Origin of the sequence: Bradyrhizobium sp. 147, assembly GCF_023073935.1 — a bacterium.
GTDB lineage: Bacteria > Pseudomonadota > Alphaproteobacteria > Rhizobiales > Xanthobacteraceae > Bradyrhizobium.
The window spans coordinates 365,180-381,891 of sequence record NZ_JADPKL010000089.1 but is presented as its reverse complement, the minus strand read 5'-3'; the positions used below and the strand labels follow the sequence as shown (position 1 = coordinate 381,891).

Sequence of the window (16,712 nt, the reverse complement as noted above, 5' to 3'; positions counted from 1 at the left end):
ACTCGGTTCGGCAAGCGGTTAGAAGCAGAAATTTACGTGGCAAGCTAGCCAAGCGCAACGTCGCCGCGAAACTATGCACCGATAGATCGGGAGAAGGTCGTGCTGATCCGTCAGTTCTCCTGGGCCCGATCCCGGCGGAAAACCGATTTCCACACAGGCAACTTTTGCGGCCAAACCGGCGTTTGATTGCCTTGGACTCCCGGAACCGAGGTGCTATCCCAGCCCCGACCTTCAGTGGCCGCCAGGCTCCTTCCCGCGCGGGCGTACATCGCCTCCAAGCGCTTCATTTCAGACGGATTTCAGACATGACGCAGGTCGATCACACCCGTATGGCCAACGCGATCCGCGGCCTCTCGATGGACGCCGTCGAGAAGGCCAAATCGGGCCATCCGGGCCTGCCGATGGGCGCTGCCGACATCGCAACCGTGCTGTTCACCCAGTTCCTGAAATTCGACGCCTCCGCGCCGGCCTGGCCGGATCGCGACCGCTTCGTGCTCTCGGCCGGTCACGGCTCGATGCTGCTCTATTCGCTGCTGTACCTGACCGGCAATTCAGAGATGACGCTGGACCAGATCAAGCAGTTCCGCCAGGTCGATTCGCTCACCCCAGGACACCCCGAGAATTTCCGCACCAGGGGTATCGAGACCACCACCGGCCCGCTCGGCCAGGGCATCTCCACCGCGGTCGGCATGGCGCTCGCCGAGAAGATGCTGGCAGCCGAGTTCGGCAAGAAGATCGTCGACCACCACACCTACGTGCTCGCCTCCGACGGCGACCTCATGGAGGGCGTGTCGCAGGAAGCGATCGCGATGGCCGGGCACTGGAAGCTCAACAAGCTGATCGTGCTCTACGACGACAACGGCATCTCGATCGACGGCCCGACCACGCTCTCCGATTCCGTCGACCAGGGGAAGCGCTTCAAGTCGGCGGGCTGGGCGGCCGAGAAGATCGACGGCCAGGACCAGGCCGCGATCACCGACGCGATCACGCGCGCCAGGAAATCGAACAGGCCGACGCTGATCGCCTGCCGCACCACCATTGGCTTCGGCGCGCCGCACAAGGCCGGCACGTCGAAAGTGCATGGCGAGGCGCTCGGCGCCGACGAGCTCAAGGCCGCTAAGGAAAATCTCGGCATCTCGCTCGAGCCATTCGCGGTCGCCGAGGATGTGCTGAAGGCGTGGCGTGAGGCCGGCCGTCGCGGCGCAGCAGCGCGCCAGGAATGGGAAGCACGGCTCGGTGAGCTCGGCAGCCGCAAGCGCGCCGAGTTCGAGCGCCGCCTGCGCCATGAGCGTCCGGCCTCGCTGGCAAAGGCGCTGCGGGCGCACAAGAAGGAGCTGTTGGAAAAGCCGCTGACGGCGGCGACCCGCAAATCGTCGGAGGCGGCGATCGAGGCGATCGCGGCCGCGATGCCGATGGAATTCCTGGCGGGCTCCGCCGACCTCACCGGCTCCAACAACAACAAGGCCAAGTCGGCGACCGCCTTCTCCGCCAAGACGCCGAAGGGCCGCTTCATCCATTACGGCATTCGCGAGCACGGCATGGCCGCCGCGATGAACGGCATCTTCCTGCACGGCGGCTTCGCGCCGAACGGCGCGACGTTCCTGGTGTTCACCGACTACGCACGTCCCGCGATGCGCCTTGCCGCGCTGATGGGCGCCGGCGTCGTCTATGTGATGACGCACGATTCCATCGGCCTCGGCGAAGACGGTCCGACCCATCAACCGGTCGAGCATCTCGCCGCATTGCGCGCCATTCCCAATATGCGCGTGTTCCGTCCTTGCGATTCCATCGAGGTCGCCGAGTGCTGGGAGCTCGCGCTCAACCGCGTGGACGGCCCAACCGTGCTGGCGCTGACGCGCCAGAACCTGCCGCAGCTCCGTACCAGCGCACCGAACGACAATCCCTGCGCGGCCGGCGCCTATGAGCTGGTCGCAGCTCAGGGCGACGCCAAGGTGACGCTGTTCGCCTCCGGCTCAGAGGTGGAGATCGCGGTCGCCGCCCAGAAGCAGCTCGCCGAACGCGGCATCGCGTCACGGGTGGTCTCTGTTCCTTCGCTCGAGCTGTTGTTAGCGCAACCAGAGGCGAAACGCGCCGCGATCATCGGGAACGCGCCGGTCAAGATTGCGATCGAGGCCGCCGTGCGCTGGGGCTGGGACGCCGTGATCGGCCAGGACGGCGAATTCATCGGCATGCATTCCTTCGGCGAAAGCGGACCTGCCAAGGAGCTCTACAAGCATTTCGGCATCACCGCCGAGGCCGCGGTTAACGCTGTGCTGAAGCGCGTTTCCTGAGAGTTGAGCTTGCCGCAAAAAAGGACTACCTAATCTCCCATATGATCAAGCACCGCCCGGCCGAACCGGGCGCCCGCCCCTAAAAAACCCTCGCAGGCGCACGAAAGCGCGTTGTGCGGGATGACAACGGTCATTGAAGGAGACGAAACATGGCAGTCCGCGTCGGAATTAACGGTTTTGGCCGCATCGGCCGCAACGTCCTGCGGGCTATCGCGGAGTCAGGCCGCAAGGACATCGAGGTGGTCGGCATCAACGACCTCGGCCCGGTCGAGACCAACGCCCATCTGCTTCGTTTCGATAGCGTCCATGGCCGTTTCCCCGGCACCGTCACGGTCGACGGTGACTCGATCAACCTGGGCAACGGCAAGATCAAGGTGACCGCCGAGCGCGATCCCTTGAAGCTGCCGTGGAAGGATCTCGGCGTCGATGTCGCGCTGGAGTGCACCGGCATCTTCACCTCGAAGGACAAGGCGTCTGCGCATCTGACCGCCGGCGCCAAGCGCGTGCTGGTCTCCGCGCCCGCCGACGGCGCCGATGCCACCATCGTCTACGGCGTCAACCACGACACGCTGACCAGGGATCATCTGGTCGTCTCCAACGGCTCCTGCACCACGAACTGCCTCGCGCCGGTCGCCAAGGTGCTGAACGATCTCGTGGGCATCGAGACCGGCTTCATGACCACGATCCACGCCTATACCGGCGACCAACCGACGCTGGACACGCTGCACAAGGATCTCTACCGCGGCCGCGCCGCCGCGATGTCGATGATCCCGACCTCGACCGGCGCCGCCAAGGCGATCGGCCTCGTGCTGCCCGAGCTGAAGGGCAAGCTCGACGGCGTCGCGATCCGCGTGCCGACCCCGAACGTCTCGGTCGTCGACCTCAAGATCGTCGCCAAGCGTGCCACCGACGCCAAGGAGGTCAACGCGGCGATGAAGCGCGCCTCCGAGCAGCAGCTCAAGGGCATCCTCGGCTACACCACCGCGCCGAACGTCTCGATCGACTTCAACCACGACCCGCACTCCTCGACCTTCCACGAGGACCAGACCAAGGTGCAGAACGGCACGCTGGTGCGCGTGATGTCCTGGTATGACAACGAGTGGGGCTTCTCGAACCGCATGGCGGACACCGCCGTTGCGATCGCGAAGGTGATCTAAGGCCGCTCTCGTGTCCCGGACGCGATGCAGCGTGAAACGCTGCTTCGCAGATCCGGGACCCATTCAACCGCGGGACTCGCCGCAACGTGCGGTCCCGGTTCTGCACAGCGGCACTACGCGCCGCTAGTAGCGCCCGGGACAAGGGGCCTCCAATGACGAAATCATTCCGCACCCTCGACGACGTCGACGTGAAGGGCAAACGCGTATTGCTGCGCGTCGACCTCAACGTACCCATGGAGAATGGGCGCGTCAGCGACGCAACGCGGCTCGAGCGCGTTGCCCCGACCATCAGCGAGATCTCCGACAAGGGCGGCAAGGTCATCCTCCTCGCGCATTTCGGCCGGCCGAAGGGCCGCGATGCCAAGGAATCGCTCAAGCCCGTTGCCGAAGCGCTGTCCAAGGTCGTGAAGAAGCCCGTTGCCTTCGCCGACGACTGCATCGGCGAGCCGGCGGCCAAGGCCGTCGCCAGCTTGAAGGACGGCGACATTCTCTGCCTGGAGAACACCCGCTTCCACAAGGAAGAGGAAAAGAACGATCCCGCCTTCGTCGCGGAACTGGCAAAGCTCGGCGACATCTGGGTCAATGACGCGTTCTCGGCGGCGCACCGCGCCCACGCCTCGACCGAGGGCCTCGGCCACAAGCTGCCGGCCTATGCCGGCCGCACCATGCAGGCCGAGCTCGACGCGCTGGAGAAGGCGCTGGGCTCGCCGACCAAGCCGGTCATCGCGATCATCGGCGGCGCGAAAGTCTCGACCAAGATCGACCTGCTCGAAAATCTCGTCACCAAGGTCGATGCGCTCGTGATTGGCGGCGGCATGGCCAACACCTTCCTGCACGCCCAGGGCGTCGCGGTCGGCAAGTCGCTGGCCGAGAAGGATCTCGCCGCTACTGCGCTGCGCATCATGGAGAAGGCGGAAGCCGCCAATTGCGCCATCATCCTGCCCGTGGACGCCACCGTGGCCTACCATTTCGCCGCCAACGCACCGTCGCATGCCTATGGGCTCGATGCGATCCCCGCCGACGGCATGATCCTCGACGTCGGCCCGCAATCCATCGTGCGCGTTCACGCCGCGATCGACGATGCGGCGACGCTGGTCTGGAACGGACCGCTCGGCGCCTTCGAGATGCAGCCGTTCGACCGCGGCACGGTCGCGGCCGCCAGGCACGCCGCCGAACGCACCAAGGCGAAGAAGCTGATCTCGATCGCGGGCGGCGGCGACACCGTTGCCGCGCTCAACCAGGCCGGCGTCGCCGGCAGTTTCACCTATGTCTCGACCGCCGGTGGCGCGTTCCTTGAATGGATGGAAGGCAAGCCCCTGCCCGGCGTCGAGGTGCTGCGCATCAAGTAAGCTTTAAGTCGGCAAACATTGAGCGGCCTTGCAGGCCCAAACGGGAGAAAAAGACAGATGGCTCGGATCACGTTACGTCAACTGCTCGACCATGCGGCGGAAAACGATTACGGCGTACCGGCCTTCAACATCAACAACATGGAGCAGGCGCTGGCGATCATGGACGCGGCCAACCAGGTCGACGCGCCCGTCATCATCCAGGCCTCGCGCGGCGCGCGCTCCTACGCCAATGACGTCATGCTCAAGCACATGATGGACGCGGTGACCGAGATCTATCCGCACATTCCGGTCTGCGTGCATCTCGACCACGGCAACGAGCCGGCGACCTGCATGACCGCGATCCAGGCCGGCTTCACCTCGGTGATGATGGACGGCTCGCTCAAGGCCGACGGCAAGACCCCCGGCGACTGGGGCTACAATGTCGGCGTCACCAAGACCGTGACCGACATGGCCCATCTCGGCGGCATCTCGGTCGAAGGCGAACTCGGCGTGCTCGGCTCGCTCGAGACAGGCATGGGCGACAAGGAGGACGGCCACGGCGCCGAAGGCAAGCTCAGCCACGACCAGCTCCTGACCAATCCGGACGAGGCCGTGAAGTTCGTGAAGGAGACCAAGGTCGACGCGCTCGCGATCGCGATGGGCACCTCCCACGGTGCCTACAAGTTCACCCGCAAGCCGGACGGCGACATCCTCGCCATGAACGTGATCGAGGAGATCCACCGCAAGCTGCCGAATACGCATCTGGTGATGCACGGCTCCTCGTCGGTGCCGCAGGACCTCCAGGACATCATCAACGCCTATGGCGGCAAGATGAAGCCGACCTGGGGCGTGCCGGTGGCCGAGATCCAGCGCGGCATCAAGAACGGCGTGCGCAAGATCAACATCGACACCGACAACCGCATGGCGATGACCGGCCAGATCCGGAAAGTGCTCAAGGACAATCCGGAGGAGTTCGATCCGCGCAAGTACCTGAAGCCGGCAATGGAGGCGATGACCAAGCTGTGCAAGCAGCGCCTCCAGGAGTTCAATACCGCCGGCCAGGCCTCGAAGATCAAGAAGGTGCTGACCACCGCCGAGATGGCCAAGCGCTACGCCAAGGGCGAGCTCGATCCCCGCGTCGCATAGCGATCGGGGTCGCATAACGCCCTTAGGCATACCTCCCGTCATTCCGGGACACGCGAAGCTGGGCCGGGAATCCATAACCACAGCCGGGGGTTATGGATTCCGGGCCTGCCTTTCGGCGCATCCCGGAGTGACAGAAGGCCCTTTACCCTGCGACGAACGTTAACTCGGCAATTGCCCGAGAACGGTCTATTTTCACGGGCAAGGGCAGAATCGTTTTGGGAGGACCTCTCGATGAATCTGACTGAGCTCAACAGGATTGCGACCGCCATGGTCGCGCCCGGCAAGGGCATCCTTGCCGCCGACGAATCCTCCGGCACCATCAAGAAGCGTTTTGACGCAATCGGCGTGGAATCCACGGAAACCAACCGCCGCGACTATCGCGAGATGCTGTTCCGCTCCAAGGAGGCCATGAGCCAGTACATCTCCGGCGTGATCCTCTATGACGAGACGATCTGGCAGGACGCCAAGGATGGCACGCCGCTGATCAGGCTGATCGAAGAGACCGGCGCCATCCCCGGCATCAAGGTCGACGAAGGTACGCAAGCCTTGCCGATGTGCCCGGGCGAGCTCGTTACCGTCGGCCTCGATAAGCTCGCCGAGCGCCTGAGGAAATATTACGAGCGCGGCGCGCGCTTCGCCAAATGGCGCGCGGTGATCGACATCGGCAGCGGCATTCCCTCGATGACCGCGATCAGCGTCAACGCCCATGCGCTGGCGCGCTATGCCGCGCTGTGCCAAGCCGCGCAGATCGTGCCGATCGTCGAGCCGGAGGTGCTGATGGACGGCGATCACGACATCGATCAGTGCTATGAGGTGACGCAACGCGTGCTCAACACGACATTTCAGGAGTTGCGCGTGCAACGCGTCGCGCTCGAAGGCATGGTGCTGAAACCGAACATGGCGATCTCAGGCAAGAAGTGCGCGAAGCAGGCTTCCGTCGAGGAAGTCGCGGAGAAGACAGTGCGGCTGCTGAAGGCCTGCGTGCCGGCGGCGGTGCCGGGCATCGCCTTCCTCTCCGGCGGCCAGTCCGACGAGGAGGCGACCGCGCATCTGAACGCCATGCACAAGCTCGGCCCGCTGCCCTGGAGCCTGACCTTCTCCTACGGCCGCGCGCTCCAGGCCGCGCCGCAGAAGGCCTGGTCCGGCAAGGCCGAGAACGTCGCGGCCGGACAGCGTGCCTTCAGCCACCGCGCGCGGATGAACGGCCTTGCGTCCAAGGGCGAATGGCAAAGCAGCCTGGAACAGAAGGCAGCCTAGATCTTGTCGAACAAGCCGCCTCCGCCGCGCCCGGCGCCGCGTCTCTATCTCGCGACGCCTGTTGTCGATAATCCGGCATCGCTCGTCGCCGAGCTGCCTGCCCTGCTCGCCTCTGCCGATGTCGCCGCCGTGCTGCTGCGGCTGAAGGAGACCGACCAGCGCACCATGATCTCGCGCATCAAGGCCTTCGCGCCCCCGGTGCAGAAGGCAGGGGCCGCGTTGCTGATCGACGGCCATGCCGAGCTGGTCGCGCGCGGCGGCGCCGATGGTGCGCACCTCACCGGCCTTGCCGCGCTGGAAGAGGCGGCGCCCTCGCTCAAGCCGGATCGCATCGCCGGCGTCGGCGGGCTTGCCACGCGCCATGATTCCATGAGCGCGGGCGAGATGGGCGCCGATTACGTGCTGTTCGGCGAGCCTGACGCCAAGGGGCAGCGTCCGTCGTCACAGGCGATCGCCGAGCGGCTGGACTGGTGGGCCGAGCTGTTCGAGCCGCCTTGCGTCGGCTTTGCCACCTCGCTGGAAGAGGCTTACGACTTCGCCGCCAGCGGCGCCGATTTCGTGCTGGCCGGCGAGTTCATCTGGGCCGATCCGCGCGGGCCCAAGGCCGCGCTGATCGAGGCCGATGCTGCCATCAAGAAGGCCCATGCGACGGCGCCGGCTCGCCAGGAGCACGGCTAGCACCGGACATGAAGCTCCCGCGCATCACCATTCTGGCCACGCTGCTGCTCACAGGGCCTGCGGCGGCGCAGCTCCAGATCACCCCGCCGGCCACAACGCCGAGCGCGGCACCTGAGAAACCGAAGCCGAAGCCGCACGCGCTCACCAACAAGAAGGAGGCTGCACCGGCGCCGAAACCTTCAGCCTCCCCGAAGCCGGGCCCCTCCTCCAAGCCGGCCCCGGCCGCGACGGTGATCCCCGCGCCGCCGACCGACAATTCCAATGTCGATCTGGTGTTCGGCGCCTACCAGCGCGGGCAGTACAAGACGGCATTCGAGCTCGCCACCGCCCGCGCGCAAGGAGGCGATCCCAAGGCGATGACCATGCTCGGCGAGCTCTATTCCAACGCCATGGGCATCCGCCGCGACTACGCCAAGGCGCAGGAATGGTACAAGCGCGCTGCGGACGCCGGCGACCGCGAGGCGATGTTCGCGCTTGCCATGCTGCGCATCTCCGGCCGCGGCGGCCCGGTCGACAAGGGCGAAGCGGTCAAGCTGATGGCGTCCGCCGCCAAGCTCGGCGAGCCGAAGGCGGCCTATAACCTCGCTTTGCTGTATCTCGACGGCCAGACCTTGCCGCAGGACGTCAAGCGGTCCGCCGAGCTGCTGCGCCAAGCCGCCGACGCCGGCCTTCCCGAGGCGCAATACGCGCTCGCGACCTTCTATAAGGAAGGCACCGGTGTGCCGAAGGACCCCGAACGGGCGGTGCGGCTGCTCCAAGCCGCTTCGCTCGCCGACAATATCGATGCCGAAGTCGAATATGCCATCGCCATGTTCAACGGCACCGGCACGCCGCAGAACCAACCGGCGGCTGTCGCGTTGCTCCGCAAGGCATCCCGCCAGGGCAGCGCGATCGCGCAGAACCGGCTGGCCTGGGTGCTGATCAACGGCATGGGCACGCCCGTGGACAAGATCGAAGGCTTCAAATGGCACCTGGTGGCCAAGACCGCCGGCAAGGGTGACCCGGAGCTCGACAAGCAATTGTCCGATCTGCCGGCCGAAGACCGGGCCAAGGCCGAGGCCGCGGCCAGGAAATGGCTTGGGACCAAATGACTTGACCTTGGCGCCCTCGCAGGGCACCCCATCCCTTAACAGGCGCGATTTCGCGCCATTTCCCCCCGATCAAAGACCAGAGCTCATGCTGTACTCCGCAACGATCAATGTCATGGTGAAGGCTGCGCGTCGCGCCGGCCGCAGCCTCAAGCGCGATCTCGGCGAGATCGAGCATCTCCAGGTCTCGCTGAAGGGCCCGGCGAATTTCGTCTCGCTCGCCGACAAGCGGGCCGAGGAGATCGTCTACCAGGAGCTCGCCAAGGCCCGGCCCGGCTACGGTTTCATCGGCGAAGAGGGCGGCACCCGCGAAGGCAGCGACAAGAGCCATACCTGGATCGTCGATCCCTTGGACGGCACCACCAACTTCCTGCACGGCATCCCGCAATTCGCGATCTCGATCGGCCTCGCGCGCGAGGGCACTGTCATCGCCGGCGTGATCTACAATCCCGCTAACGACGAGCTCTACATCGCCGAGCGCGGCAAGGGCGCCTTCCTCAATGACCAGCGGCTGCGCGTGGCCGGCCGCCGCCAGCTCAACGAATGCGTGGTGGCCTGCGGCCTGCCCCATATCGGCCGCGGTGACCACGAGGAATTCCGCCGCGAGATGACCGCGATCCAGGACCGCGTCGCTGGCCTGCGCCGCTTCGGCGCCGCCTCGCTCGACCTCGCCTTCGTCGCCGCCGGCCGTCTCGACGGCTATTGGGAACGGAATCTGTCACCCTGGGACATCGCGGCCGGCCAGATCATGGTGCGCGAAGCCGGCGGCACGGTGAGCGATATCGACACGCCCGGCGATGCGCTGGTGACCGGGCACGTCGTGTGCGGGAACGAGTTCGTGCACGGGGAGCTTGTGAAGATCTTGCGGAAGTCGGCGTAAGGCGCCGCCACAGCGACGCTGCGCTCCCTCGCCCTGCAACCGGGCGAGGCAAGGGATGTGACGCGACCTGCTTAGTGTCGAACCGGCGCCGGTGGTCCGTAGGCCTCGCCTTCCTTCACCGCCGCCGGCTCCCGATCCCCGCCCAGCACGCGCTGCACCGAGACGAAGAACACCGGTACCATCAAGAGCGCCAGGATCACCACCGCGATCATGCCGCCCATCACGACGGAGCCGAGCGCTTGCTGGCTGGCGCCGCCGGCGCCGTGGGCGATCGCCATCGGCAGCACGCCGCAGATGAAGGCGAGGCCGGTCATCAGGATCGGGCGGAAGCGCAGGCGGCAAGCCTCGATGGTGGCCTCCACCAGCGGCTTGCCCTCCTTGCGCAGATCTTTCGCGAACTCGATGATCAGGATCGCGTCCTTTGCGGCAAGGCCGATGATGGTGATCAGGCCGACGGTGAAGTAGACGTCGTTGGGCAAGCTCCGCAGAGTCGCTGCGACGACCGCGCCGACGATGCCCAGCGGCACGGTGAGCAGCACCGCGAGCGGAATGGTCCAGCTTTCATAGAGTGCGGCAAGGCACAGGAACACCACGAACACAGACAGCGCCAGCAGGAACGGCGCCTGCGAGCCCGAGAGCTTCTCCTGGAGCGACTGCCCCGTCCATTCATAACCAAAGCCGCGCGGCAACCTGCCGGCGAGCCGTTCCATCTCGGCGATCGCATCGCCCGAGGTGAAGCCGGGTTTCGCCTCGCCGGAGATGCGCACAGCCGGGTAGTAGTTGAAGCCGGCGATCTGCGTCGGCCCGCGCGCCCATTCCACCGTGGCGAACGAGGAGAACGGCACCAGCTGGCCGCGGCTGTTCTTGACGTTGTAGTTGAGGATGTCCTCGGTCCGCATGCGGTCGCGGGCGTCGGCCTGCACCACGACGCGCTGCATGCGGCCGCGGTTCGGGAAGTCGTTGATGTAGTTCGAGCCGAGATTGGTCGAGATCGTGTTGTTGATGTCCTCGAAGGTGACGCCGAAGGCGCCGGCCTTCTCGCGGTCGATCACGAGATTGACCACGCCGGCCTCGGGCAGGCCTTCGATATAGACCTTCTGCAGCACGGAGCTCGCATTGGCCTCAGCGATCAGTTGATCAGCGGCGCGCATCAATTGCTGATAGCCCTTCTGGCCGCGGTCCTGGAGGCGGAACGAGAAGCCCGAGGAATTGCCGAGATTGTCGATCGGCGGCGGCTGGAGCGCTGAGATCTTTGCATCGCGAACGGAAGACGACAGGTCGCGGTTGATGTCGTTGACGATCGCGGCGGCGGAGTCCTTTGGCCCGCGTTCCGACCAGTCCTTCAAGGTGATGAACGCCTGCGCGGTGTTCATGCCCTGGCCGGAGAAGCTGAAGCCGGTGAGGAAGGTGACGTTATCGACGCCCGGCCGCTGTGCGAGATATTTTTCCACCTTTTCGATCACGGCTTCGGTGCGTGCGTAGGACGAATCGGACGGCGTCTGCACGTCGGTGGTGACGAAGCCCTGATCGTCGACGGGCAGGAAGCCGCCGGGCAGGTTGACGAAGGCCCAGGACAAGCCGACCAGCAGCGCGGCATAGACCAGCATCAGGCGGCCGGTCCGCTTCAGCGAGAATCCGACGGTTCGGGAATAGCGCTCCTTGCCGCCTTCGAGCATGCGGTTGAACCAGCCGAACACGCCCCTCTTCGCGTGACCGTGACCGGCCTCGACGGGCTTGAGCAGGGTCGCGCACAGCGCCGGCGTCAGCGACAGCGCCAGGAAGGCGGAGAAGCCGATCGCTGCGACCATGGTCACCGAGAACTGGCGATAGATGATGCCGACCGAGCCGGGGAAGAATGCCATCGGCACGAACACCGCCATCAACACCAACGTGATGCCGATGATGGCGCCGGTGATCTGCGACATGGCTTTTCGCGTCGCTTCCTTCGGCGGCAGACCTTCCTCGGCCATGATGCGCTCGACGTTCTCGACCACGACGATGGCGTCGTCGACGAGGATGCCGACCGCGAGCACCATGCCGAACATCGAGAGCATGTTGATGGAGTAGCCGGCAAGCAGCAGCGTGGAGCAGGCCCCGAGCAGTGCCACCGGCACCACGATGGTCGGAATGATGGTGTAGCGGATGTTCTGGAGAAACAAGAACATCACCACGAAGACCAGCACCACGGCCTCGACCAGCGTCGACAGCACCTTTTTGATCGAGGCTTCGACCACCGGCGTGATGTTGTAGGGAATCTCGTAGGTGATGTTCGCCGGAAAGAAGCGCGACAGCTCCTTCATCTTCGCTTCGACCGCGCTCGCGGTTGCCAGCGCGTTGCCGGTCGGCGACATCAGCACCGACAGGCCGGCGGTCGGCTTGCCGTCGAGGCGCGTGTTGAACTGGTAGCTGAGGCCGCCGACCTCGATACGTGCGACGTCGCGCAGGCGCACGGTCGAACCGTCGGCATTGGCGCGCAGGATGATGGCGCCGAACTCGTCAGGGGACGAGAGCTGGCCTTTGACCAGCACCAGCGCGGAGGTGCGCTGGCTCGACGTCGACGGCTCCGCGCCGATGCTGCCCGAGGCGACCTGCGCGTTCTGCGCGGCGATGGCCTTGTTGACGTCGTCGGCGGTCAGCCCATAACCGACGAGCTTGGCCGGATCGACCCAGACGCGCAAGCTGCGCTCGGTCGAGTAGAGCGTGGCGCGGCCGACGCCGGGAATGCGGCGGATCTCACCGAGCACGTTGCGGATCATGAAGTCGCCGAGGCCGACCTCATCGAGGCTGCCGTCGGTCGAGTTCAGCGTGATGATCTGAAGCACCGCGCTGGAGGCTTCCTCGATCAAGATGCCCTGCTGCATCACGGCGCGCGGCAGGCGTGCCTCGACGCGCTTGATGCGGTTCTGCACCTCGACCGAGGCTGCGCTGGTATCAGTGCCCGGCTGGAAATTGGCGATGATCTCGACCTGGCCGAGCGAGTCGCTGGTCGATTCGAAGTTGAGGATGTTGGCCGCGCCGTTGAGCTCCTCCTCGATCAGCCGCGTGACGCTGTTGTAGAGGTTCTCCGGCGAGGCGCCGGGATAGCTGGTCGAAACCGAGATCGAGGGCGGCGCGATGATCGGATATTGCGCGATCGGCAGCAGCGGAACCGCAATCGCACCGATCAAGCAGATGAATAGCGCAACCACCCAGGCGAAAATCGGCCTGTCGATGAAGAAACTCGGCATGGCGCGTTACCGCGTGAGCTTCTGGGCGTGCCGGTTATCCGCAGTCGCGTCCGCCTCCGACCAGGATTGCGGTTTGACCTTGTCGCCGGCCGCGAATTTCTGGAAGCCTTCGACCACGACCTTGTCTCCGGCCTTCAGGCCCTCGGTGACGAACCAGAGTCCGTCCTGCACCGAGCCGGTGCGCACCGCCTGCACCGCGATGTGGTTGTCGTCCTTGACGACGAAGACCTCGCTGCCGCCGCCGCCATTGCGCTGGATCGCCTGCTGCGGCACCGCGATCGCGTCGCTATCGAGACCCTGATCGATGCGAACGCGGACATACATGCCCGGCAGGAGCTCGCGCTTGGGATTGGGGAACTCGCCGCGCAGCGTCACCTGGCCGGTATGGGCATCGACCTTGGCGTCGGAAAACAGCAGCTTGCCGTCGAGCGAATAGATGGTGTTGTCATCGAGCACGAGGCGCACCTTGGCGGCGTCGGCCGCAATACGCTCGAGATCGCCGCTTTCGAAGGCGCGCCGGAGCTGGTTGAGCTCGGTCACCGACTGGGTGAAATCGGCATAAATCGGATCGAGCAGCTGGATGCTGGCGAGATTGGTCTCGTTCTGGACCACGAGCGCGCCCTCGCTGACCAGCGCCGCACCGACGACGCCGTCGATCGGCGCGCGCACGGTGGCGTAATCGAGGTTGAGTTTTGCGCGCGCGAGTTCGGCCTTGCGGCCTTCGACCTCGGCCTGGGCCTGCCGCTCGGCGGCGATTGCCTTTTCGTTCTCGGCCTCTGGCGCGGCGCGATCCTTGGTGAGCGCAGCGACGCGGCGTGCCTGCTGGTGCGCTTGCATTGCAGCAGCCTCGGCCTTGGCGACTGCGGCCTCGTTGGCCATCACCTCGACCTCGAATGGGCGCGGATCGATGCGGTAGAGCGGATCGCCCGCCTTCACTTCGCTGCCTTGCCGGAACAGGCGCTCGACCACGATGCCGGAGACGCGCGGCCGCACGTCGGAGACGCGGGTCGGCGCGATGCGGCCCGGCAGCTCACGCACCACCGCACGGGGCTGCGGCTTGACGACGACGATGCTGACGTCAGGATCGGCCGGCGGGGCGGCGGACACGGCGGAGCTGGACTCCTCGCAGCCCGCCAGCAGCGGCGCTAAGGCCGCGAGCATCATTGCAACGCATGCCGATCGCGCACGAAGTCCTGACATGAAGTGGGGTGCCCCGATGTTGTTGAAACTGATCATGCGCGCGCGAGGCCCGTTCTGGGCCTTTTACACGCGGCTGATGCCGCCAAAATAGAATGCATCTGCTGCGATGCAACGCATGGCGCGGGCGGCTCATTGTCACACAGCGTATGATATTGAGTTTAGGCGGTTTTTGCCCTGTCACTTGATTGTGAGTCGGGGTCCACCGCCGCGTGCTGCGACGGAACATCGCAATTACTCGGCGGCCTTCATCCGGTAGTGGCTGACGCCCCATTCGGTTCCATCAGCGTAGCCGAACAGGCCCGACGTCGCGAGGAGAAACCAACGCCAGCGCCGCATCCAGAGTGCGGTCTCCTCGCCATAGACCTTGCGCAACGCCGCCTCGATGGTGTCGCGATGCGCATCGAAATTGGCGAGCCAATCATTCGCGGTGTGTTGGTAATGCGTGCCGCTCCAGCACCATTCCTTCTCGATTGCGAAGATGTCGTCGAATTGCCTGACAAGATGATGGCTCGGCATCAATCCGCCCGTGAAGGCGCGCTGCGCGATCCAATCCTCGGGCTTCGCCGGGTTGAACAGATGTGAGCCGGAGCGATGAGTGACCACATGCATGAAGAAGCGTCCGTCGGGCGCGAGCCATGCGCGCAGGCGTGTCATCAGCTTGCGCCAGTTCATCATGTGCTCGAACGTCTCGACCGAGACGATGCGGTCGAACTGCCCCTCGGGCGCGAACACGTTCATGTCGGCGGTCACGACCCACAGGTTCGACAGCCCGCGCCGCCGCGCCTCATCCTCGACGTAAGTGCGCTGTGCCTGCGAGGCCGACACGGCCGTCACCTTCGCGTGCGGAAACTGCCGCGCGATCCACAGCGACAGCGAGCCCCAGCCGCAGCCGAGCTCGAGGATGGTCTGCCCGTCGGCAAGACCGGCATGCTCGACGGTCTGGCGTAGAGCCTCCTCCTCCGCCTCCTGCAAGGAGGTCGCGTCGTTTTTGTAGAAGCAGCAGGAATGTTTGCGGCTGGGGCCGAGCACTTGCGCGAAGAACGAAGCAGGCACCTGGTGCTGCCGGCCGCCGGCAGCATCGGCGTCCTCGGCGATCGGCCGCAGCATCATCCGCCCGGCGAAGGCGGCATCGTCGGCCGCCCCCAGCGTGGACAGGCGCGTCGCCGTGCGCGAGCACAGGCGCTGGATCGCGGCACGAATCACCACGTCCGGTAACGGCACACGTTCGGCAGTGCCGATGATCGCGGAAACGACGCTCATGCGGCCCCCGAATGGCGAGCTCTTGCAGACACCTGCCTATCAAACTATCAAAGCGCGGCTTCCGGCCCAGGTTCCCCAAGCTCTCCCCGAAATCGGCGCATCCGGCGCTTTTTTTGGGCTGGCGCTGTGCCATAGTGCGCGCCGCAAGCAAGCTTCGTAACGGATGACACCGGCCATGCCGTCTGGCACTTCCCGCTCCACCATGGATATCGAGTACACAAAACTGTCCTCGCCCAGCGTCTTCCTGGTGCGGATGCTGGTCTTCCTGGTTCTGTGTACGCTGGTCGGCGTCGTGCTCTACAAGCAGATCATCCAAGCTTTCTTCGCCAATCCCGGCCTCAACGCCCTGATCGGGGCGGTGCTGTTCATCGGCATCGTGCTGGCCTTCCGTCAGGTCATCCGGCTTTATCCCGAAGTCTCCTGGGTCAACAATTTCCGCATCGCCGATCCCGGCCTGGCCCCGGCCCGGCACCCGAAGCTGCTGGCGCCGATGGCGGCGATCCTCGGCGGCGAGCGCTCGGGGCGGATGACGATCACCCAGACCACGATGCGGCATCTGCTCGATTCGATCGCGACCCGCCTGGACGAAGCCCGGGACATTTCCCGCTACATGACCGGTCTGCTCGTCTTCCTCGGCCTGCTCGGCACCTTCTGGGGCCTGATCGAGACGGTCGGCTCGGTCGGCAAGGTGATCGACGGCCTCAAGGTCGGCGGCGATGCCGGCGCGCTGTTCGACACCTTGAAGGAAGGCCTCGCCGCCCCGCTCGGCGGCATGGGCATCTCGTTCTCCAGTTCGCTGTTCGGCCTCGCCGGCTCGCTGATCCTCGGCTTCCTCGACCTGCAATCGAGCCAGGCGCAGAACCGCTTCTACACCGACCTGGAAGACTGGCTCGCCAGCACCGTGCGCGAATATGGCAATGGCGAAGTGGCGGTCGCTTCCGGCGGCGGTGGCGTCGCCAGCGGCGAACTCCAGGCCGCGGTCGAGCGGCTGCGCTCCGTGTTCGAGGAAGGCAGCGCCAGCCGCGGCACCACCGCGGCGATGGCGAGCCTTGCCGAAGCGATCCAGGCGCTGGTCTCGCACATGCGCACCGAGCAGCAGATGATCCGCGAATGGGCCGACGGCCAGGGCGAGCAGAACCGCGAGATCCGGCGCCTGCTGGAGCGCCTCGCCCGCCAGCCCGAGAAGAGTTGAGCAGCTAA

General features: G+C 65.5%; 12 protein-coding genes. 9 read left to right on the top strand and 3 right to left on the bottom strand.

Annotated elements, in window-relative coordinates; genetic code table 11:
* The first annotated feature begins 305 nt into the window (after positions 1-305).
* The 8 genes from tkt (at position 306) to IVA87_RS22920 (ending at position 9,825) form a co-directional block, all read left to right on the top strand.
* Entirely contained in the window at positions 306-2,291 is a 1,986-nt protein-coding gene (gene tkt, locus IVA87_RS22955; RefSeq protein WP_247335025.1) for a transketolase, read from the top strand.
* Between the two features lie 149 nt (positions 2,292-2,440).
* A complete protein-coding gene (gene gap, locus IVA87_RS22950) occupies positions 2,441-3,448 on the top strand; it encodes a type I glyceraldehyde-3-phosphate dehydrogenase (RefSeq protein WP_247304669.1) in 1,008 nt (335 codons plus the stop codon).
* Between the two features lie 152 nt (positions 3,449-3,600).
* On the top strand, positions 3,601-4,797 hold the full coding sequence (locus IVA87_RS22945; protein ID WP_247304671.1) for a phosphoglycerate kinase: 1,197 nt from the start codon (positions 3,601-3,603) through the stop codon (positions 4,795-4,797).
* Between the two features lie 57 nt (positions 4,798-4,854).
* Positions 4,855-5,922: a class II fructose-bisphosphate aldolase gene (fba, locus tag IVA87_RS22940; RefSeq protein ID WP_247304673.1), complete on the top strand. Its 1,068-nt coding sequence runs from the start codon at positions 4,855-4,857 to the stop codon at positions 5,920-5,922.
* A gap of 231 nt (positions 5,923-6,153) precedes the next feature.
* Positions 6,154-7,179 carry a class I fructose-bisphosphate aldolase gene (locus IVA87_RS22935; protein ID WP_247304675.1) on the top strand — a complete coding sequence of 342 codons (1,026 nt, stop codon included), beginning with the start codon at positions 6,154-6,156 and terminating at the stop codon, positions 7,177-7,179.
* A gap of 3 nt (positions 7,180-7,182) precedes the next feature.
* Entirely contained in the window at positions 7,183-7,857 is a 675-nt protein-coding gene (locus tag IVA87_RS22930; protein WP_247335022.1) for a thiamine phosphate synthase, read from the top strand.
* 8 nt (positions 7,858-7,865) lie between these two features.
* A complete protein-coding gene (locus tag IVA87_RS22925; RefSeq protein ID WP_247304682.1) occupies positions 7,866-8,948 on the top strand; it encodes a tetratricopeptide repeat protein in 1,083 nt (360 codons plus the stop codon).
* An 85-nt stretch (positions 8,949-9,033) separates the two neighbouring features.
* Positions 9,034-9,825 carry an inositol monophosphatase family protein gene (locus IVA87_RS22920; RefSeq protein ID WP_247304685.1) on the top strand — a complete coding sequence of 264 codons (792 nt, stop codon included), beginning with the start codon at positions 9,034-9,036 and terminating at the stop codon, positions 9,823-9,825.
* Between the two features lie 71 nt (positions 9,826-9,896).
* Here the strand turns inward: IVA87_RS22920 and IVA87_RS22915 are convergent, their stop codons facing one another.
* The 3 genes from IVA87_RS22915 to IVA87_RS22905 form a co-directional block, all read right to left on the bottom strand.
* A complete protein-coding gene (locus IVA87_RS22915; RefSeq protein ID WP_247304688.1) occupies positions 9,897-13,052 on the bottom strand; it encodes a multidrug efflux RND transporter permease subunit in 3,156 nt (1,051 codons plus the stop codon).
* A gap of 6 nt (positions 13,053-13,058) precedes the next feature.
* Positions 13,059-14,252 (bottom strand): efflux RND transporter periplasmic adaptor subunit, encoded by a 1,194-nt coding sequence (locus tag IVA87_RS22910; RefSeq protein ID WP_247304691.1) that lies wholly within the window; start codon positions 14,250-14,252, stop codon positions 13,059-13,061.
* Positions 14,253-14,483: 231 nt separating this feature from the next.
* Positions 14,484-15,512, bottom strand: a complete 1,029-nt coding sequence (locus IVA87_RS22905) for a cyclopropane-fatty-acyl-phospholipid synthase family protein (RefSeq protein ID WP_247304694.1) — start codon at positions 15,510-15,512, stop codon at positions 14,484-14,486.
* Between the two features lie 175 nt (positions 15,513-15,687).
* Here IVA87_RS22905 and IVA87_RS22900 point away from each other — a divergent pair, with 175 nt between their 5' ends.
* Positions 15,688-16,704 carry a flagellar motor protein MotA gene (locus IVA87_RS22900; protein WP_247278086.1) on the top strand — a complete coding sequence of 339 codons (1,017 nt, stop codon included), beginning with the start codon at positions 15,688-15,690 and terminating at the stop codon, positions 16,702-16,704.
* Positions 16,705-16,712: the final 8 nt, after the last annotated feature.